This window comes from Mycobacterium sp. SMC-4, assembly GCF_025263265.1.
Classification (GTDB): Bacteria; Actinomycetota; Actinomycetes; order Mycobacteriales; family Mycobacteriaceae; genus Mycobacterium.
Genome location: NZ_CP079869.1, coordinates 2,619,874 through 2,639,917 on the forward strand (window position 1 = coordinate 2,619,874; position 20,044 = coordinate 2,639,917).

Sequence of the window (20,044 nt, forward strand, 5' to 3'; positions counted from 1 at the left end):
TGGCAGGCAGCTAAATCGGGCGATTCCCTATCAAGGCGCCATCGGCGTTCCCTCGTTGGTGTCTCGTGGACCTGCGACCTGCAGCGAAAGCATTTTCCGACCGTAACGAGACGTGTGGGGTTGTGACATGATCCCGAGGTGACAGCGGGGGTGGTGAGCCGTGATGTGGAATACGCGGCACTCGCCGCGTTCATCGACGCTGCGGCTCGCGAACCCACCAGCTTGCTGATCGAGGGCGAAGCGGGCATCGGGAAGACCACCATGTGGTTGGCGGGCCTCCAACAGGCCAGCGAGCGGAGTTTCCAGGTGCTGGCCACCCGCCCGGCGCAGACCGAATCGGCGTTGGCGTATGTCTCCCTGGCCGACCTGCTCAGCAGGGTCGACGCTGCGGTGATCAACGCCCTGCCTGACCCGCAGAGACGTGCGTTGGACCGCGTGTTGCTTCGATCTCACCCCAGCGACGAGGCGACCGATCCTCGGGTGGTGGCCGCAGCGTTCCTCTCGGTGATCGAACTGCTGGCCGATGCCGGGCCGGTGTTGATCGGCGTCGACGATTTGCAGTGGCTCGATACCTCCAGTGCTGCGGTCGTCGCGTTCGCCGCGCGGCGGCTTTCGGGCGCTGTCGGGATCCTCGCGGCGGTGCGTAGCGGCACGATCCCGGCGGTCGACTTCATCGGAGAGCAGTTGCCCCGCCCGGATTCCTGCGGTCGACTGACGCTCGGGCCACTGAGCTTGGGGGCACTGCGGACGATTGTCGCCCAACGGCTCAATCTGTCGCTGCCGCGTCCGGCGATGGTGCGCATCCACGACATCTCCGGGGGCAACCCGTTCTACGCGCTACAGTTGGCCCACTCTCACAACTCAAGCGAGATCTCCTTGCGTACAACGCTTTCCGATTTGGTAAGGAATCGAGTCGGTGGAGTCGAAGACGATACCCGGGAAGCGCTGCTTGCCGTGGCCTGTGTCGGCGCGCCGACGTTCGACCTCCTGGCAAGAGCAATGAATGTCTCTTCGTCGCGTCTCGTGGAAATACTCGGAAAGGCCGAAGCGCACGGGCTCATCCACTACGAGAATCAGCAGGTCCGTTTCTCGCATCCCCTGTTGGCGGCCGGCATCTACGCCGACACTGCCGGGCCTCAACGCCGACGGATGCACGCCAGGCTGGCCGGTGTCGTCACCGAGCCTGAGCTGCAGGCGCGACACTTGGCGCTGGCGGCAACCACCGCGGACGAGCAGACGTTGAGTTCTCTGGACGCCGCCGCGGTGTCGGCAGCCAGCCGCGGTGCGCCCGGCACTGCCGCGGAACTCCTCGACTTGGCCATCGGCCTCGGTGGCGATACCCCCGAGCGTCGCATCCGGGCCGCAGGACACCACCTGCACGCCGCGAATTTCACCGAAGCTGCTGCGCGGCTGGAACGAATCATCGAGACGCTGCCGTCCGGACGGCTGCGCGCGGAGGCGTTGACCCTGCTGGCCAGAGTTCGCACCGCCGAGGAGAACCTTCCGGAGATGATCGCGGTGCTCGTCCGTGTGCTGGCCGAGTGCGCGGACGATCCGGCGAGACGCGCGTATGCCCTCGTCTTATTGGCGTTCGCGCAACTCAATTCGGCCCAACTCGCCGAATCTGCCCGGAGTATCGACGAAGCAGTGATGCTTGCCTCCGGTCTGGACCGGCCCGACTTGTTGAGCGCTGCGTTGGCATTGCAGGTGATGCAGCGATTCGCCGCCGGCGGGGGTTTCGACGAACCGACGATGGACCACGCGTTGACGCTCGAGGACGCCGAGTCGGACACTCTGACGGTCTTGCGCGCGTCAACCAACGATGCCCTGCTGCGCGCGTGGACGGGTCAGCTCGAGCGCGGCCACGAGGCGATGATGGCAGTGCGGCGGCGATCGATGGACCGTGGCGAAGAGCATCAACTTGCCGTCATCGATTTTCACAGCTTCTTGATGGTCCTGTGGCGTGGAGATCTGGCCGGTGCCGGTCTGTTGGCCGAAGATGGGCTGGAGAGGGCCCACGCGCTGGGTGATCCGGAGCCGATGTGCATCGGACTGACCATGCGGGCGACCCTTGCCGCGTACGCCGGTCAGGAGAGCTCAGCCAGAGAGGGCATTGGGGAAGCGCTGGCGCAGCTGCAACGTCTCGGCGCACCTCCGATGACCCGGTATCCGATCGCCACTCTGGGTTTCCTGGAGGTATCGCTGGGCAACCATGCCGCCGCTCTGAGTGGGATGGAACCTGCGCTGGCTCTGATCGACTCCACACCGCTGGCTCTGGAGATCATGATCGGATTGTTCGTTCCCGACGCCGCCGAGGCCATGATCGCCCTCGGCCACCTTGATCGCGCCGAACGCCTGACCGAGCGTTTCCTCAACGACGGCCGGCGCCTGGACCGTGCGTGGATGCTGGCCTGCGGCCACCGCTGCAGAGCCATGCTGCTCGCCGCGCGCGGCGACGTCGACATCGCAGCCCAGAGCGCTCACCAGGCGATTGCCGACCACGGGCGCCTGCCCATGCCATTCGAACGTGCCCGAACCCAGCTGCTGATGGGCCAGCTCGAACGACGGCAGCGGCACAACCGAGCCGCCTCTGCAGCGCTGAGCGAAGCACTGCAGACCTTCGAGCGCCTCGGCACCCCACTGTGGGCCGAACGCGCCCGCACCGAGTTGGGGCGCGCCAACGTCGGCCCACACCGCGACGCCACCCTCACCCCGTCGGAGCAACGGGTCGCCGAACTCGCCGCATCCGGAATGACCAACCGCGACGTCGCCGCCGCATTGTTCATCAGCCCCAAGACAGTCGAGGCCAATCTCTCGCGGATCTATCGCAAGCTCGGCCTCAACTCGCGCGCCGCACTCGGTCGGTGGATGGCTGAGAGCTCAGGCAATTCCTGACGACGGGATATCACGTCGCGCCCCGTGCTAGCCGGCGAAGTCAGGACAGAGGTGGGTGGTGGCCGCGCTGACGAACAGGGTGCCCTGCTGGAACCGGTGAAGCGCCTCCACCCGGCTCATCTCGTCGAGGACCGAGACGCCATCGGACAACTCTGCGCAGGCAGCGTAACCCGCGTCGACAACTTCGACCGCGTCCTTACCCGGCAGCCAGACGTCGTTCGTCGAGAGTTCGTCGAGGAATGTCGCTGGGTCGGCGTCAGCGGTGGACGTGGACACCAGACCGCCCACAGCGCAAAAGGACAGGACCAGAACGAGGCGACGAAGCGTGAATGGCGGCATGTCAACTCTCCAGATGATGAGGACGGGACTGCTTGGGTCACGCCGACGTTATGCGGTTCGGTCGGCGGTTAAATCGGGGGTTTCCCTATTGCCGACCTTCGGCGACGGGTGGCTCGCAGACGTAGGGAAACACCCTATTTAGTCGGTACGGGTGGCGGGCTTACGGTCGTCCCGCTGATGAACAAGCGTCCAGGAGAAGCCGTGACCACCACTCGATCAACAGTATCCCTCGCATCCGCAGCACTTTTCGCCGCTGGCTGCGCCCTGTCGGGAGTGGCGTTGGCGCCCACAGCGCACGCCAGCCCACTTGACGGGATTCGCTCTGCCGTCAATGCCGCGCGTAGCGGGTCACCCTGTCCCGCATTGAATTACAACATTGATCTGGAAGGCAACGCGCAGGCGCTGGTGGGTAACCGATCGCCGGGGGTTCCCCCTGCCGGCCGCTACAAGGGCAAGGCAGCCGAGAACTCCTTCAAAGGAGACCCGACATCGTTTGCGATCGGCGACCTCGTTCTCATCATGCGCCCGCTGATCACCAATTGCAGCTACAAAGACTTCGGCGTGGGCATGATCCGCAATGACGACAAGGAGTTCAGTGTTGTCAGTCTCGCGCTCGGCGAACCGGCCGCCCCGGCTCCCGCCCCGGCTCCGGCGCCGGACCAGGCGGACAGGCCCATCAAGTGCACCGGGGGTCCGACCATTCCGGCCGGCCAGACCTGTCCGCCCCGGCCACCCGTGGAGCAGCCACCGACCAACGCCGTCACTCTGAGCATCAAGAAGGAGGGGCTGCGCGCCAAGGTGACCGTGGGAAACACATCGAACCTGCGGGCGCAGTGCACGTACAACGCCCGGGAAGTCAATGGCCTGGGCATTCCGGTCAACCGCGAATTCGAGGTCAACCCGAACGCCACCACACCGCTGGAATTCCCCGCTCCACTCCCGGGTCAGACCTACACCGTCGTCGTCGCCTGTCGTGCCGACTTCAAGGGTCAGAATGTCGAAATCGGTCGTGTGCAGCAGGACTTCTCGGGCTTCTGAGCCTCGGCGCGCCCGACCCAATCGGGGCGCGGGGTCAGCGCGGGATCTTCGGACCGATTGTTCGCGCCAAGTCGACGGCCGCGGCGTCGGACTCTTCAGCCGTCATACCGAGAACGGCGACCTGGACCATGTTGTTGCGGCCTCCCGCCGGGAATTCCACCTGTCCCGGGACCAGAAATCGCATCCCGTCCGGACCCGGTCTGCTGATGTCGGGAAACCCGGGTTCTGGCGGTGCCAGAGTGCCGTTGCCCGCCGAACCCGGGTTGCCGAGTTCTACCGCGATGGACTCGTAGTTGTCCGGATTTTCCCAGATGCATCCGGGCATGGTGGGATCGGCCGAGGTGGACCGTCCCTCGATGGGCGCACCGAGCAGCGCTGAGACGTCCGTCGCCGACAGCAGCGCACACGCATCGATCACCACCGAGTCGGCGGCTGGCTCGGTTGCGGGTGCTTCAGCGGACGCAGCGTTCGTGCCGTCGGTGCCTGCGTGCGTGCTGCAGCTCGTCAGGGCGAACAGCGATACAACCGATACGGCGGCGGGTAACGCGGGTGATTGACCGTTCATCGGTTGTCTCCTCGGCGGGGGCATCATGGGAACTCGACGACGCTAGCCCCGTGTCACGGGGGGAGAAATCGGGTGTTTCCCTATCGCCGTGGCGGGTCGCACGTCCGACACCCCTACGGCAAGGCCGTAGCCTTCCGCCGGCCCGACCATCGTGTGCTTCGGAACCACCCGCGATTCTGGCATGCTGTTGGGCATGACTGAGCCCCCATTCGGCGGCAATGAAGGCGGCAACCCGTACGCGCCGCCGCCGCAGCAGCCGGGATACCCTCCGCCGGTTGGCCAGTATCCGCCGGGCTACGGTGACCCCTTGGCGCCCTATGGTCGCCACCCTGTGACCGGCGAGCCCTATTCGGAAAAGTCGAAGCTCGTCGCCGGGCTGCTTCAGCTTCTCGGCCTCGTGGGGCTGGTCGGAATCGGTCGCATTTATCTGGGCCACACCGGCTTGGGTGTTGCGCAGCTCGTGGTCGGCATCATCACGTGCGGAATCGGTGCTGTCATCTGGGGGATCATCGACGCCGTCTTGATCCTGACCGACAGGGTGCGGGATCCGCAGGGACGCCCCCTTCGCGATGGGACCTGACTCGCGCCGCACCCCGACCCGCTACCTGGTAGGTGCCGGCGCCGGCGCCGCGACGCTGGGCGCTTTGGCCTACGTCGGTCTCGGCGATCCGCACAGCCCTGACTTCGTCTTCCCGCCCTGCCCGTTCAAAATGCTCACGGGTTGGAACTGCCCGGCGTGCGGCGGCCTGCGGATGACCCACGATGTGCTCCACGGTGACCTGGCCGCGGCATTCGTCGACAACGCTTTCCTGCTCATCGGTCTTCCGCTGCTGGCGGTCTGGTTTGTGGCCCAGAAAAAGCGAGACAAACCACCGATGAGTTCGACCACTCTGACCGTGATTCTTGTCGCGACGGTGACATGGACCGTGGTGCGCAACTTACCCGGCTTCCCGCTGGTCCCCACCGTTCTCGACGGGTAGCTGCGCACCTGCGCTGATACACTCGCCAAACGGGCCGGTGCAGTCCCTGAAGAACCTTCAGGACTGCGAGGAGCCCGCTCATGCTCTTTTCGGCGTTGCCGGAACCCCAGGGTCTGTACCACCCGGACAACGAGTCCGATTCGTGCGGCGTCGCGATGGTCGCCGACGTCAAAGGACGCCGGTCCCACGCCATCGTCGCCGATGGACTCACCGCGCTTGAACACCTCGAACATCGCGGAGCCGCCGGATCGGAACCGACCAGCGGGGACGGATCAGGCATCCTCATCCAGCTTCCTGTCGAACTGCTGCGCGAGGTTGTCGACTTCGAACTGCCCGTCGCAGCTGTCGACGGAACCAATACCTTTGCCGCCGGAATCTGCTTTCTTCCACCCGACTCGGACAGTGCTACAGAGGCACGCGAACAGATACAGCGCATCGCCGATGAGGAAGGTCTGGAGATCCTGGGCTGGCGTGCGCTGCCGGTCGATCCCGCCGGAGCCGACGTCGGTGCCGGCGCGCGAGGATGCATGCCACACATGTCCCAGCTGTTTGTCACCGCATCCGACCATGACGGCACGCCTATCGGTGGACTGGCGCTCGACCGCCGCGTGTACCCGCTGCGTAAGCGAGCCGAACAGCACGGCGTGTACTTCCCGTCGCTGTCGAGTCGCACCATGGTCTACAAGGGCATGCTCACCACAATGCAGCTGCCGCAGTTTTTTCTGGACCTGACAGACGAGCGCTGCGTCAGTGCCATCGCGATCGTGCACAGCCGGTTCTCGACGAACACCTTTCCGTCCTGGCCGCTGGCTCACCCGTTTAGGTTTGTGGCCCACAACGGTGAGATCAACACGGTGCGCGGCAACCGCAACCGGATGCACGCCCGCGAAGCGATGTTGAACAGCCCCTTCATCCCCGGGGACCTCGGTCGATTGTCGCCGGTGTGCACGCCGGGGGCGTCGGACTCGGCTTGTTTCGACGAAGTCCTCGAACTTCTGCACCTCGGTGGACGCAGCCTGCCGCACGCGGTCCTGATGATGATTCCCGAGGCGTGGGAGAACAATGCCGCCATGGACGCCCAAGAGCGGGCATTCTGGCAGTTTCATGCCTCGGTGATGGAGCCGTGGGACGGCCCTGCGTGCGTCACCTTCACCGACGGCACGTTGGTCGGAGCGGTACTGGACCGCAATGGGTTACGACCGGGTCGGTGGTGGCGGACCCTTGACGACCGGATCATCCTCGCCAGCGAGACCGGTGTTCTCGATGTACCGTCGGCGCAGATCGTGGCCAAAGGCAGATTGCAGCCGGGCAAGATGTTCCTGATCGACACCGATGCCGGACGCATCGTGCCCGACGACGAGATCAAAAGGGAGCTCGCCGAATCGGAGGCTTACGGTGAGTGGCTGCACGCCGGACTGCTGGATCTGAAGTCGCTGCCTGATCGAGCACGGGTGCAGCCCAACCACGAGTCGGTGGTGCGACGCCAGATCAGCTTCGGCTATACCGAAGAAGAGTTGCGGATCCTACTGGCCCCGATGGCTGCACTCGGTTCCGAACCGCTGGGCTCGATGGGCACCGACACCCCGACCGCTGTGCTGTCCCAGCGGTCGAAGCTGCTCTACGACTACTTCGTCGAGCTTTTCGCACAGGTCACCAATCCACCTCTGGACGCCATCCGCGAGGAGATCGTCACGTCGATGTCCCGTGTGATGGGGCCAGAACAGAACCTGCTGGAACCCACCGCGGCGTCATGCCGGCAGATCGTACTTCGCTGGCCGGTGCTGGACAACGACGAACTGAACAAGATCGTCCACATCAACGACGACGGGGAGCATCCCGGGCTGCGTTCCACGGTGCTGCGCGCACTCTACGACGTCGAGCGAGGCGGCGAAGGTCTGGCCGACGCGCTCGAAGAGCTGCGCCTGCGTGCATGTGAGGCGATAGCCAAAGGGTCGCGCACGCTGGTCATCTCCGACCGAGACTCCGACCATCGGAAGGCCCCGATTCCGTCGCTGCTGGCGGTATCGGCGGTGCATCACCACCTGGTGCGAACCAAACAGCGCACCAGCGTCGGTCTCGTCGTCGAGAGCGGCGACGCGCGCGAAGTACACCACATTGCCATGCTCATCGGTTTCGGCGCCGCCGCGGTGAACCCATACCTGGCCTTCGAGTCGATCGAGGACCTGATCCGTGAGGGCGAGCTCACCGGCGTGGAACCTGCTGCGGCGGTGCGTAATTACCTCAAGGCCCTCGGGAAGGGCGTGATGAAGGTGATGAGCAAGATGGGCATCTCCACCGTCGCTTCCTACACCGCAGCACAGGCATTCGAGGCGATCGGCATCGACAAGGACGTCATCGACGAGTACTTCACCGGTACCCCGACACAACTGGGCGGAATCGGTCTGGAGGTGATCGCCGAGGAGGTCAAACTTCGTCATCGCCGCGCCTACCCGGAGAACCCCACCGAACGGGTGCACCGCCGCCTCGAGGTCGGGGGAGAGTACGCCTATCGGCGAGAGGGTGAACTGCACCTCTTCACCCCCGAAGTCGTGTTCCTGCTGCAGCATTCCACCCGCACCGGACGGTACGAGGTGTTCGAGAAGTACTCCGATGAGGTCAACCGGCTGGCCCGCGAGGGTGGCGCACTTCGTGGCCTGTTCACCTTCCGCACCGATCTGCGCCCGTCGGTGCCCGTGGACGAAGTGGAACCGGTGGAGTCCATCCTCACCCGGTTCAACACCGGTGCGATGAGCTACGGGTCCATTTCGGCGGAGGCCCACGAGACGATGGCGATCGCGATGAACAACATCGGTGGTCGATCCAACTCCGGGGAGGGCGGCGAAGATGTCGACCGGCTCTATGACCCGGTTCGGCGCAGCGCCGTCAAGCAAGTCGCCTCCGGCAGGTTCGGGGTCACCAGCGACTACCTGGTCAATGCCTCAGATATCCAGATCAAGATGGCCCAAGGCGCCAAACCTGGTGAAGGCGGACAGCTTCCGGGATACAAGGTGTATCCCAACATCGCCCAGACCCGGCATTCCACTCCGGGGGTGGGGCTGATCTCCCCTCCGCCGCACCACGACATCTACTCGATCGAGGACCTCGCCCAGCTGATCCACGACCTGAAGAACGCCAACTCCGACGCCCGCATCCATGTCAAGCTCGTCAGCTCGGTCGGCGTCGGGACGGTCGCTGCGGGGGTGTCCAAAGCCCACGCCGACGTGGTGCTGATCTCGGGCTATGACGGCGGGACCGGGGCCGCACCACTGACCAGCCTCAAACATGCCGGCGCACCATGGGAGATCGGGCTCGCCGATACGCAGCAGACATTGATACTCAATGGGCTGCGCGATCGCATCACCGTCCAGTGCGACGGTGGTATGCGCACGGCACGGGACGTGATGGTCGCCATGCTGCTCGGCGCCGAGGAATACGGGTTCGCCACTGCTCCATTGGTCGTCTCCGGCTGCATCATGATGCGGGTGTGTCACCTCGACACCTGCCCGGTGGGCGTGGCAACCCAGAACCCGGAACTTCGCGACCGCTTCAACGGCAAACCCGAGTTCGTCGAGAACTTCTTCCGCTTCGTTGCCGAGGACATTCGAAAGTATCTGGCCGAGCTGGGTTTCCGCAGCATCGACGAAGCAGTCGGGCATGCCGAGGTGCTCGACACCGCCACAGGGGTCGCGCACTGGAAGAGTGCCGGTCTGGACCTGACACCGATCTTTGCGGTGCCGAGCGCAGGTGACGATACCGAGCCCACCGTGCGCCGACGGGTGCGCGCACAGGACCACGCCCTCGACGAGGCATTGGACCAAACGCTGGTTCAGCTCGCCGAAGGCGCCCTGGAAGACGCCCACCCGGTGCGCCTCGAGCTGCCGGTGCGCAACGTCAACCGTACGGTCGGCACGCTCCTGGGCAGTGAGGTCACCCGGCGCTACGGGGCCCAAGGACTGCCCGAGGGCACCATCCACGTCACGTTGACCGGTTCGGCGGGGCAGTCGATCGGCGCGTTCTTGCCGCCCGGGATCACTCTGGAGCTGATCGGGGATGCCAACGACTATGTCGGCAAGGGACTTTCGGGTGGCAGGGTGATCGTCAAGCCGCAGGATGATGTGCTGTTCGTACCCGAGGACAACGTCATCGCCGGCAACACATTGCTCTACGGCGCGACATCGGGTGCGGTCTATCTCCGCGGTCGGGTGGGTGAGCGGTTCGCTGCCCGCAACTCCGGAGCGTTGGCTGTCGTCGAAGGTGTCGGTGACCATGCCTGCGAATACATGACCGGTGGGCGTGTGGTGGTGCTGGGCCGAGTCGGGCGCAACATGGCGGCGGGCATGTCCGGCGGCATCGCCTTCGTGCTCGGGCTGGACCCCCGCCGGGTCAACACCGATATGGTGGAGCTGCAACGGCTCGAACCCGAGGACCTGTCGTGGCTGCACGACGTGGTCGCCGACCACGTGCGCTACACAGGCAGCACCGTGGCCGCCTCGATCCTGTCGGACTGGCCACGCCGCAGTGCACAGTTCACCAAGGTGATGCCGCGCGACTACCAGCGCGTACTGCACGCCACCCGGATGGCCAAAGCCGAGGGTCGCGATGTGGATACCGCCATCATGGAGGCCAGCCGTGGCTGACCCGTACGGATTTCTCGAGGTCGGTAAGGCCGACGCGCCCAAACGACCGGTCGACGAACGCGTCGGCGACTGGCGGGAGGTGTATGAACGCCAGAACCCGCACGAGCGCGCCGGCGAGGTGTCTCAGCAGGCCCGCCGCTGCATGGACTGCGGGATCCCGTTCTGCCACTCCGGGTCAGCGGGCTGCCCGCTGGGCAATCTCATTCCGGAGTGGAACGACCTGGTCCGCCGCGGACGGTGGGACGCTGCCAGCGATCGGCTGCACGCGACCAACAACTTCCCGGAGTTCACCGGCCGGCTCTGCCCCGCACCGTGTGAAGCGGCCTGCGTGCTGTCGATCGCCGAGGAGCAGACCGGCGGCAGCGTGACCATCAAGCGCATCGAACAGACCATCGCCGATCAGGCCTGGATGGACGGCCTCGTCGAGCCCCAGACGGCGGCCATCGCCACCGGCAAGCGGGTCGCGGTGGTGGGGTCCGGTCCGGCGGGTCTGGCCGCTGCCCAACAGCTCACCCGGGCCGGCCACGACGTCACCGTCTATGAGCGCGACGACCGTATCGGCGGCCTGATGCGCTACGGCATCCCCGAGTACAAGCTGGAGAAGTCCACCCTCAACCAACGACTGGCCCAGATGCGTGCCGAGGGGACACGGTTTGTCACCGATTGCGAGGTCGGGGTGGACGTCAGCGTCGACCATCTGCAGGCGCAGTATGACGCTGTGGTCCTTGCCGTCGGCGCGCTGAAGGCACGTGATGCCGAAAGCGAAGGTCGTCACCTCGACGGTGTGCACCTGGCGATGGAACATCTAGTCCCGGCCAACAAAGAATGTGAAGGTGACGGTCCCAGCCCGATCAGCGCGGCCGGCAAGCACGTGGTCATCATCGGCGGCGGCGACACCGGCGCCGACTGTCTGGGCACCGCGCACCGGCAGGGGGCGCGTTCGGTCACCCAACTGGACTACAACCCCGAGCCGCCCCAGCGCCGTGACGACTCCCGTTCCCCGTGGCCGACCTGGCCGATCGTGATGCACACCCGGCTGTCCCCGGCGCACGCCGAGGGCGGCGATCGCCGCTACGAGGTCGCCGTCCAACGGTTCGTCGGCGATGAGCACGGCCGCGTGCGGGCCGTCGAGATTGCCGAAGTGCGCGTCGAACGTGACGAGCATGGCCGGCGCCGCATCACCCCGGTCGGTCAACCGATGCAACTGCCCTGTGAATTGGCCTTGTTGGCAATTGGTTTCGAGGGTGTGGAGCAGATGCCACTTCTCGATGACCTCGGTGTCCGGGTCAGCCCGCGCGGAACGGTGCAGTGCGGTCAGGACTGGCAGACTTCTGTCTCGGGCGTGTTCGTGTGCGGTGACGCGCAGCGCGGCGCGTCGCTGATCGTCTGGGCGATCGCCGAAGGCCGCAGCGCCGCGCACGCCGTGGATGCCTACCTGATGGGCGATTCTGATCTACCGTCTCCGGTCCGGCCGGGTGCACTACCGCTGACCGCCGTCTGAATCGATACACGACTATGCTCAAGTCCCGTGAATAGACGCGGAAAGATCGTCTGTACGCTCGGCCCCGCGACAGCCTCCGAGGAGGCTGTCCGCAGGCTCGTGGAGTGCGGGATGGACGTGGCCCGGCTCAACTTCAGCCACGGTGACTACCCGGATCACGAAGCCAACTACAAGAGGGTCCGGGCCGCCTCGGATGCCACCGGACGCGCTGTCGGAATCCTCGCTGACCTGCAGGGACCCAAAATACGGCTGGGCCGCTTCGCTGACGGGCCAACCTTCTGGGACGCCGGCGAAACGGTGCGGATCACCGTCGAGGATTGTGAGGGTGATCACGACCGGGTGTCGACTACCTACAAGCGACTGGCCGAGGACGCCAAACCCGGTGATCGGGTTCTGGTCGACGACGGCAACATCGGTCTGGTCGTCGATCACATCGAGGGCAACGACGTGGTGTGCACCGTCACCGAGGGTGGCAAGGTCAGCAACAACAAGGGCATGTCGCTGCCGGGCATGAACGTCTCGGCACCCGCGCTGTCGGAGAAAGACATCGAGGACCTCGAGTTCGCGGTTCGTCTGGGCGTGGACCTGGTCGCGCTGTCGTTCGTGCGGTCGCCCGCCGATGTCGAACTCGTCCACGAGGTGATGGACCGCGTGGGCCGCCGGGTACCGGTGATCGCGAAACTGGAGAAACCTGAGGCCATCGACAACCTGGAGGCCATCGTGTTGGCCTTCGACGCGATCATGGTCGCCCGCGGTGATCTCGGTGTGGAGCTCCCGCTCGAAGAGGTGCCGCTGGTGCAGAAGCGGGCCATCCAGATGGCAAGGGAGAACGCGAAACCGGTGATCGTGGCGACCCAGATGCTGGAGTCGATGATCGAGAACTCCCGACCAACCCGCGCCGAGGCCTCCGACGTCGCCAACGCGGTGCTCGACGGCGCCGACGCGGTCATGCTCTCCGGGGAGACGTCGGTGGGCAAGTATCCGTTCGAGACGGTCAAGACGATGGCGCGCATCATCTCGGCTGTTGAAGAAAACTCCGTGGCCGCGCCGCCGTTGACCCATGTACCGCGCACCAAGCGCGGGGTCATCTCCTACGCCGCCCGCGATATCGGCGAACGACTCGACGCCAAGGCGTTGGTGGCCTTTACCCAATCCGGGGACACGGTGCGCCGCCTGGCCCGGCTGCACACCCCGCTGCCGGTTCTGGCGTTCACCGCGCTACCGGAGATTCGCAGCCAGCTTGCGCTGACCTGGGGCACCGAGACCTTCATCGTGTCGCACATCGACACCACCGACGGCATGATCCGCCAGGTCGATCAGTCGATGCTGGAGATGGGCCGTTATAAGCGTGGCGACCTGGTGGTCATCGTCGCGGGCGCTCCGCCGGGCACAGTAGGCTCCACGAATCTGATTCACGTACACCGAATCGGAGAGGATGACGTCTAGGTGTACTGCCCAGGCAGGTTGGTTGAGAAAGTGTGACGACGCGCTATAGCGATCGTTGATCGGCGAAGGTCTCCTGTCGTGGAGTGGAGCTGCTACCACTTCACTTCAACGAACAGGAGACCTTCGTGGTCCACGCTAACGCTGTTCTGACTCCGCGCGGGCGCTTGATGCTCGCTCGTCTGATCGTCGACGAGGGCTGGCCGATCGTTCGGGCCGCCGAGCACTTCCACGTGTCCTGGCCGACGGCCAAACGCTGGGCGGTCCGTTATCTGGAAATGGGTCCGGCGGGCATGGCAGATCGATCCAGCCGGCCCCATCACTGCCCCCATCGCACACCTTCGGCAATTGTGCGCAAGATCGTTGAGCTGCGATGGAGACATCGGCTCTCACCGCTGGCGATCGCGTCGCGACTGTCGATGGCCGCGTCTACCGTGCATGCCGTACTGGTGCGGTGCCGCCTGAACCATCTGTCACACGTCGATATTCGCACCGGCGAGATGATCCGTCGGTACGAACATGGCCAGCCCGGCGCAATGATTCACGTTGATGTCAAGAAGCTCGGCAACATCCCCTTCGGCGGCGGATGGCGCTTCGTCGGTCGCGCGCAAGGCGGGAAGAATCGACGCCTAACCCCGGGCAAGGCTCGCAGCAAGTACCACCACGAGCTGATCGGACATGCATTCGTGCACACCGTGATCGACGATCACTCACGGGTTGCTTACGCCGAGATTCACGACGATGAAACGGCCACTACAGCCGCCGCGGTATTACGACGCGCCGTGGGGTGGTTCGCCGCTCGCGGAGTCACGGTCAGTCGAGTGCTCTCCGACAATGGTGGCTGCTACCGCTCCTTCGTCTGGCGCGATACCTGCGCCGAGCTGCAGATCAAACACGTCCGCACTCGGCCCTACCGGCCGCAGACCAACGGCAAGATCGAGAGATTTCACCGCACGATGGCCAACGAATGGGCGTTTGCCCGCCACTACCGCGACGAACGCACCCGTCGCTCAGCACTGCCAGGCTGGCTACACACCTACAATCACCATCGGCAACACTCGGCGATCGGCAAGGTCCCACCCATCACCCGATTGATCAACCTGCCTGGGCAGTACATCTAGCGGCGGGCGCCGCAAAGAGGAGGTTGGTGGTGTCGGAGGCCGGGTCGCCCCGCAGTGACTTCGACGAACTACTGGCGATCCTGGATCTCGAGCAGCGCGACGAGGACGTTTACCTCGGCGGGCACCCGAGCAAGAACCCTGTTCGAACCTTCGGTGGCCAGATGATGGCCCAGGCGTTCGTCGCGGCCAGCCGCAGCCTGAGCCACCCGGTGGCTCCCAGCGCGATGTCGGTGCATTTCATCGCCGGCGGCGACCCACAGTTCGACCTGGAGTTTCATGTGGTGCGCCTGCGCGACGAGCGACGGTTCGCCAACCGACGTGTCGATGTCATGCAGGGTGGGCAGCTGCTCACCACGGCCATGGTGTCCTACCTGACCGGAGGGCGTGGACTCGAACACGGCGTCGGCGCGCCGGCTACCGCCGACCCCGAGACACTGCCGCCGATCGACGACCTGCTCACCGGCTACGAAGAAGTGGTCCCGCACTTCGTCGACGCGTTGCGTCCCATCGAGTGGCGCTACGCCAACGACCCGGCGTGGATCATGCGAGACAAGGGCGAGAGTCTCGACCACAACCGGGTGTGGATGAAGGCCCAGGGTGTCATGCCCGACGACCCGGTGCTGCACGCCGCCGCGATGGTCTATTCATCGGACACCACGGTCTTGGACTCGATCATCACCACACACGGGTTGTCGTGGGGCCATGACCGCATCTTCGCGGTCAGCGCAAACCACTCCGTGTGGTTCCACCGGCCGGTGCATTTCGACCAGTGGGTGCTCTACGCCACGGCGTCGCCGGTGGCCGCAGAATCCCGCGGACTCGGCGGCGGGCACTTCTTCGACCAGCAAGGTCAGCTGCTCGCCACGGTCGTACAGGAGGGGATAGTCAAGTACTTCCCGAATCGGGCTACGGGTTCGGCGTCATCGTGATCGAGAACTTTTCCTCGACGCGCTGACTGAATTCGTCTGCGCACCGCTGCGCCGCCTCGGAGTCGGCGCCGGCTCGGCTCAGACAATCGACGTAATCAGTGCCGCCGACCTGGTTGAACAGCCCGATGTAGATCGGAATGAACACCAGGGCCGCCACGATCGCCACGATCCCCAAGACGACGCCGGCAATCGCCACGCCACCGTTGGTGGCCTCACCGCGCTTGACCCGGCCGCGAGCGACAAACCCGATGATCACCGCGCACAGGCCCAAGATGATGCCACCGGCGACAGTCCAGCACAGCACCAGACCCACGATCGCGAGCACCAGCGCCGCGATGCCCAGCCCGTTCTTCGGTGCGACCGGCATCGGTGGTGGATAGCCCCCGTACTGCATCGGCGGTGGCGGTGGATAGCCCCCCGGGGTCGGCCCGTAATGCGGTGGTGGCGGCGGCGGTTCGCTCATAGGGGCGAGATTACTCGCACAGCGAGGCTTTCCGGCAGGTGATGAGTAGCCACGACCACGGTGCGATCGGGTCCGAACATCCGACCGGGGGTCAGCAGGTCAGTCAGGATGTGGGCGGCGTCTCGTGCATCCAGGTGTTCGGTGGGCTCGTCGAGCAACACCGTGGGTGCGTCCGAGACGATCGCCCTGGCCAGCAGCAGTCTGCGCCGCTGCCCCGCCGACATCGCGGTTGCGCCGCCAACGAGCACCGTGGACAGGCCATCCGCCAGTCCCGCCAGCCAGGACTGCAGACCCACCCGGGCCAGGGCGGCGCGCAGTTCGTCGTCGGTAGCGTCGCCGCGGGCCACCAGGAGGTTGTCGCGCACGGTGGTGGCGAACACGTGGGCGTCTTCGGCGAAGAATGTGCCGTCGGTCTGCATGAGCAGCGTCGTCTTTCCGCATCCACTGGGCCCGACGACGGCGAGCCGATCGCCGGGGCGAAGGTCCAGCGGCGCCACGACCGGGCGGCGTCGGTCGTCACCCTCGATGTCGTCGGTGAGCTCGAGCACACGCCGTGCGGCGATGCGGGCCCGCGTCAGCGCCACCGCGGCTCCCGGCAGGGCTGTGCTGGCTTCGAACGCGGACAGCGGAAGCAGCATCAGAATGGCGACGGTGGTCGGAGCAACCGTGTCCGCCAGGGCGATTCCCGCAAGCAACGCGCCGAGCACACTGACCCCGATCGCTGCCGTGGGCGTCGCCGCTGCCCATGCGGCAGGCGCTGCGGCGCGGTCCATCGCCCGTCCCCACCGCCGCTGTTCGTCACCGGCCTGGGCGATGACATCGGCCAGGCGGCCGCTGACCCGCAGCTCAGGGGCATGCTCGAGGGCCAGTAGTGCCGCGCTGTCGCGTTGCGAATGATGCTCTGCAGCAATACGTTCGGTCGAGGTGGTGGCACGTGCTGCGATGGCCGGCGCGGCGACACCGGCCAACAACATGCTCAGCGCGAGCACGACGGCGGCGGCAGGGGAGATGAGCGCGATCGTCGCGGCGGCGGCGGCCCCGAGGACGGCGGCCACCCCGATCGGGACCACGGCGCGCACCAGGACGTCGGAAAGCTCGTCGACGCCCGCGCCGGCGCGGGCTGTCAGCTCACCGCTGTGCCGGCGCAACACGGCGTCGACCGGTGCGGTGGCCAACCGTGCGAACAGCTGCTCACGGGCACAACCCGCGGCCCGCAGTGCGGTGTCGTGCGATGCCAGACGCTCGCAGTATCCGAGCAGGCCCCGCGAGATTCCCAGTGCGCGCACAGCGACCACGGCGACGGTGAGGTCCAGCACGGGCGGCATCTGCCAGGCCCGGGTGATCAGCCACGCCGATACCCCGGCAAGGGCGAGCGCGCTGCCCAGCGATACCGCACCGAACATCACCGCCATCGCCACCCGGGGCAGACGCGGGCGCATCAGCGGCCAAGCCAGCAGCAGAGGATCAGGGCGCGACACCGACACCCCCCATGTCGACGATGGTGTCGGCGATGGCCAACACCGGGGCCCGGTGGCCCACGACGATGACCGTGGCGCCGCGGGCTGCGCGCTCGGCGATCGATTCCAGAACACGGCCCTCGGTGGCCTCGTCGAGATGGGCGGTGGGCTCGTCGAGCAACAGCACTGCGGCGGCCGAGCCGAGAACGCGGGCCAGGCCGAGTCGCTGTCGCTGGCCGAGCGACAGCCCGACGCCGTCGCGGCCGACGACGGTGTCCAGCCCACGAGGCAGATCGGTGAGCACCTCGTCGAAACACGCTGCCCGACAGGCGCTGGGCACGTCGCGTAGCGGCCCGAAGAGTTCGAGGTTCTCGCGTATCGTGCCAGGAATCAGGACGGGTCGGTGCGCCAACCAGGCCACCTCTGACCACCACCGGTTCAGGTCCAGCTCGCCGATGTCGATGCCGTCGACACGGACGCGTCCCGACGTCGGTGGATTCAGTCCGAGCACGGCCTGCAGCAACGTCGACTTACCTGCCCCGTTGGGCCCGGTGATCACTGTCACGTGCCCCGGGACCGCCGACAGGGACGGGCTGTCGGCCTGCACGGTGTGCGCGCTGCCGTGCGGTGCCGCGGTGCCCGATACGACGGGTGTCGCCGTGTCGATGAAGTCGAAGGCAGCCGCGACGGCGGTCTTTCCGTCCTGAGCGGAGTGGAATGCGGCGCCCACGCGACGCAGCGGCCAGAACACCTCTGGCGCCAGGAGAAGTGCGGTCAGAGCCGTCTGTAGCGGTATGTGACCGTACACCAGGCGCATGCCCACGCTCACCGCCACCAGCGCTACGCCCAGGGTTGCGAGCAACTCGAGCACCAGCGCAGACAAGAAAGCGATCCGCATGGTGGCCATCGCCGAACGACGGTGTGTCGCATTGAGTTCGGCGATCTGGGTCACCGAACCTTCGGCGCGGCCCAGTGCCCGCAGTGTCGGTAGGCCGGCTAGCAGGTCGAGCAGCCGGGCCTGCAGCGTGGTCATCGCGGCCAACGCCGCCGCCGAACGATCCGTGGTGGCCAGGCCGATCAGCACCATGAAGATCGGGATCAGCGGTAGCGCGATCAGCACTATTGCCGCTGACTGCCAATCGATCACAGCGATCACCAGCGCGGTGGCGGGTGTGAGGACGGCGGCCAGAAACAGTGACGGCAGGTAGGTGGCGAAGTACACCCGCAAACCGTCGAGACCCCGGGTGATCAACGTGGCGGCGTCGTCGCGTCGACGGGCGAGTTCGCGCGGCGGCCCTGCGGTGGCGGTGACCAGCACCTGTTCGGTGAGGTCGGCGATCACCGAACTGGCTCCGCGCTGGGAAAGCCTGCCCTGCAGCCACTGGGCGAGCGTGCGAACAGACCACAGCACCAACAGGATCAGGATCGAGGGACCGAGCGCGTCCCACGAGCGAGCGGCGGGATCACTGATGACCCGCGCCACGATGCCGGCGAGTACCACGGCCGAGGCGATCGTGGCGCCCGCGATGAGTAGGCCGCACGCGGTGGTCGCCGCCAAGAATCGGCGCATCGCCGCCGAGACCCGCCACAACCGCGGATCTATCGGGGCCCGCCCGCTGTCGGTCAGGACCGACGCCTCGACAATCCGACGGACGCCGGGATGGAGTCGGCGGTGATCCGCTTGCGAAAGACCCAATAGGTCCACGCTTGATAGCCGATTACCAGCGGCAGCAGCGTCAGCGATGCCCAGCTCATGATTTTGAGGGTGTACGGCGTCGAAGATCCGTTGTAGATCGAGATGCTCCACTCGGGGTTCAGCGTGGAGGGCAACAGGTTCGGATACAGCGAACCGAAGATGAGCACCACCACAGCAGCGACCACCACGACCGTCGCGATGAACGCGACGCCTTCGCGGCGTCGGCCCCACATCAGCGCCACCGCGATCAGCAGTGCAGACACCGCGATTGCCAGCGGGATCCAGGTCCACGTCTTGCCCCGAGCCAGTTGGGTCCACAAACCGAAACCGCCGACGTGCGCGATCACCGGTAGCGACAGCGCCCGCGCGAAGGTGATGGCATCCTCGCGTACCGGTCCGGCGGTTTTCAGTGCCACGAAAACCGCCCCGTAGAACGCGAACAACAAGGCGGTCGCGAGCCCGCCGAGCAGCGTGTAGCCGTTGACGAGGTCAGACAGCGCAGCCTGCGAACGTCCGTCGGCATCGATCGGGAGTCCTTGCAGCAACACCGCGAACGCGACACCCCACAGAATGGCGGGCAGCCACGATCCAACCGCGATCCCGATGTCAGCCCACCGGCGCCAGCGGGGGTCGTCGATCTTGCCCCGCCACTCGATACCGACGATGCGCAGAATCATGCCGAAAAGGATGGCCAGCAGGGGCAGGTACAGCGACGAGAAGACAGTGGCATACCAGACCGGAAAGGCAGCGAACATCGCAGCGCCGGCGGTGATCAACCACACCTCGTTGGCATCCCAGACCGGTCCGATCGTGTTCAGCGCCGCGCGTCGATGCTTCTCCCGATCACCCTTGCCGATGGCGCCGAACGGAATCATCAGCATGCCGACGCCGAAGTCGAAGCCCTCCAGAATCAGGAAGCCGAGAAACAGTGCGGCGATGAGCAGGAACCAGAGTTCTTGTAGTCCCATGAGATCGCGTCC

General features: G+C 65.9%; 15 protein-coding genes. 9 read left to right on the forward strand and 6 right to left on the reverse strand.

From position 1 onward, the window contains the following. Positions 1 to 138 precede the first annotated feature (138 nt). Positions 139 to 2,895, forward strand: coding sequence for a LuxR family transcriptional regulator (locus KXD98_RS12710; protein WP_260764735.1), 2,757 nt, complete (start codon positions 139 to 141; stop codon positions 2,893 to 2,895). A 27-nt stretch (positions 2,896 to 2,922) separates the two neighbouring features. Here KXD98_RS12710 and KXD98_RS12715 read toward each other — a convergent pair whose 3' ends face one another. Continuing rightward, positions 2,923 to 3,234, reverse strand: a complete 312-nt coding sequence (locus KXD98_RS12715; RefSeq protein WP_260764739.1) for a DUF732 domain-containing protein — start codon at positions 3,232 to 3,234, stop codon at positions 2,923 to 2,925. Positions 3,235 to 3,597: 363 nt separating this feature from the next. Here KXD98_RS12715 and KXD98_RS12720 point away from each other — a divergent pair, with 363 nt between their 5' ends. Continuing rightward, entirely contained in the window at positions 3,598 to 4,272 is a 675-nt protein-coding gene (locus KXD98_RS12720) for a hypothetical protein (RefSeq protein ID WP_260764740.1), read from the forward strand. Between the two features lie 34 nt (positions 4,273 to 4,306). Here the strand turns inward: KXD98_RS12720 and KXD98_RS12725 are convergent, their stop codons facing one another. Beyond that, entirely contained in the window at positions 4,307 to 4,837 is a 531-nt protein-coding gene (locus KXD98_RS12725) for a DUF3558 family protein (protein ID WP_260764741.1), read from the reverse strand. 193 nt (positions 4,838 to 5,030) lie between these two features. Here KXD98_RS12725 and KXD98_RS12730 point away from each other — a divergent pair, with 193 nt between their 5' ends. The 7 genes from KXD98_RS12730 (at position 5,031) to KXD98_RS12760 (ending at position 15,448) form a co-directional block, all read left to right on the forward strand. Further along, on the forward strand, positions 5,031 to 5,417 hold the full coding sequence (locus KXD98_RS12730; RefSeq protein ID WP_260764742.1) for an NINE protein: 387 nt from the start codon (positions 5,031 to 5,033) through the stop codon (positions 5,415 to 5,417). Next, positions 5,407 to 5,817, forward strand: coding sequence for a DUF2752 domain-containing protein (locus KXD98_RS12735; protein WP_260764743.1), 411 nt, complete (start codon positions 5,407 to 5,409; stop codon positions 5,815 to 5,817). Before KXD98_RS12730 ends, KXD98_RS12735 begins: the two co-directional genes overlap by 11 nt. Positions 5,818 to 5,897: 80 nt before the next feature. Beyond that, on the forward strand, positions 5,898 to 10,454 hold the full coding sequence (gene gltB, locus KXD98_RS12740; RefSeq protein WP_260764744.1) for a glutamate synthase large subunit: 4,557 nt from the start codon (positions 5,898 to 5,900) through the stop codon (positions 10,452 to 10,454). Continuing rightward, the gene (locus KXD98_RS12745; protein ID WP_260764745.1) at positions 10,447 to 11,955 is read left to right on the forward strand and encodes a glutamate synthase subunit beta; all 1,509 of its coding nucleotides are present in this window, start codon (positions 10,447 to 10,449) and stop codon (positions 11,953 to 11,955) included. Before gltB ends, KXD98_RS12745 begins: the two co-directional genes overlap by 8 nt. 27 nt (positions 11,956 to 11,982) lie before the next feature. Continuing rightward, positions 11,983 to 13,401 carry a pyruvate kinase gene (gene pyk, locus KXD98_RS12750; protein ID WP_260764747.1) on the forward strand — a complete coding sequence of 473 codons (1,419 nt, stop codon included), beginning with the start codon at positions 11,983 to 11,985 and terminating at the stop codon, positions 13,399 to 13,401. Positions 13,402 to 13,526: 125 nt separating this feature from the next. Next, on the forward strand, positions 13,527 to 14,519 hold the full coding sequence (locus tag KXD98_RS12755) for an IS481 family transposase (protein WP_260764748.1): 993 nt from the start codon (positions 13,527 to 13,529) through the stop codon (positions 14,517 to 14,519). A gap of 29 nt (positions 14,520 to 14,548) precedes the next feature. Continuing rightward, positions 14,549 to 15,448, forward strand: a complete 900-nt coding sequence (locus tag KXD98_RS12760) for an acyl-CoA thioesterase II (RefSeq protein ID WP_260764749.1) — start codon at positions 14,549 to 14,551, stop codon at positions 15,446 to 15,448. On the opposite strand, the gene KXD98_RS12765 is transcribed toward KXD98_RS12760, so the two are convergent. From KXD98_RS12765 to cydB, 4 genes are read right to left on the reverse strand one after another with little or no spacing between them, the layout of a single operon-like run. Continuing rightward, positions 15,426 to 15,911 (reverse strand): DUF4190 domain-containing protein, encoded by a 486-nt coding sequence (locus tag KXD98_RS12765; protein ID WP_260764750.1) that lies wholly within the window; start codon positions 15,909 to 15,911, stop codon positions 15,426 to 15,428. The two genes, KXD98_RS12760 and KXD98_RS12765, sit on opposite strands and share 23 nt — an antisense overlap. Beyond that, positions 15,908 to 17,389 carry an ATP-binding cassette domain-containing protein gene (locus KXD98_RS12770; protein WP_396883020.1) on the reverse strand — a complete coding sequence of 494 codons (1,482 nt, stop codon included), beginning with the start codon at positions 17,387 to 17,389 and terminating at the stop codon, positions 15,908 to 15,910. Before KXD98_RS12770 ends, KXD98_RS12765 begins: the two co-directional genes overlap by 4 nt. Then, entirely contained in the window at positions 17,376 to 18,938 is a 1,563-nt protein-coding gene (gene cydD, locus KXD98_RS12775) for a thiol reductant ABC exporter subunit CydD (RefSeq protein WP_260765169.1), read from the reverse strand. The genes KXD98_RS12770 and cydD overlap by 14 nt, the downstream gene beginning before the upstream one ends. A gap of 53 nt (positions 18,939 to 18,991) precedes the next feature. After that, the gene (gene cydB, locus KXD98_RS12780) at positions 18,992 to 20,032 is read right to left on the reverse strand and encodes a cytochrome d ubiquinol oxidase subunit II (protein WP_260764752.1); all 1,041 of its coding nucleotides are present in this window, start codon (positions 20,030 to 20,032) and stop codon (positions 18,992 to 18,994) included. Positions 20,033 to 20,044: the final 12 nt, after the last annotated feature.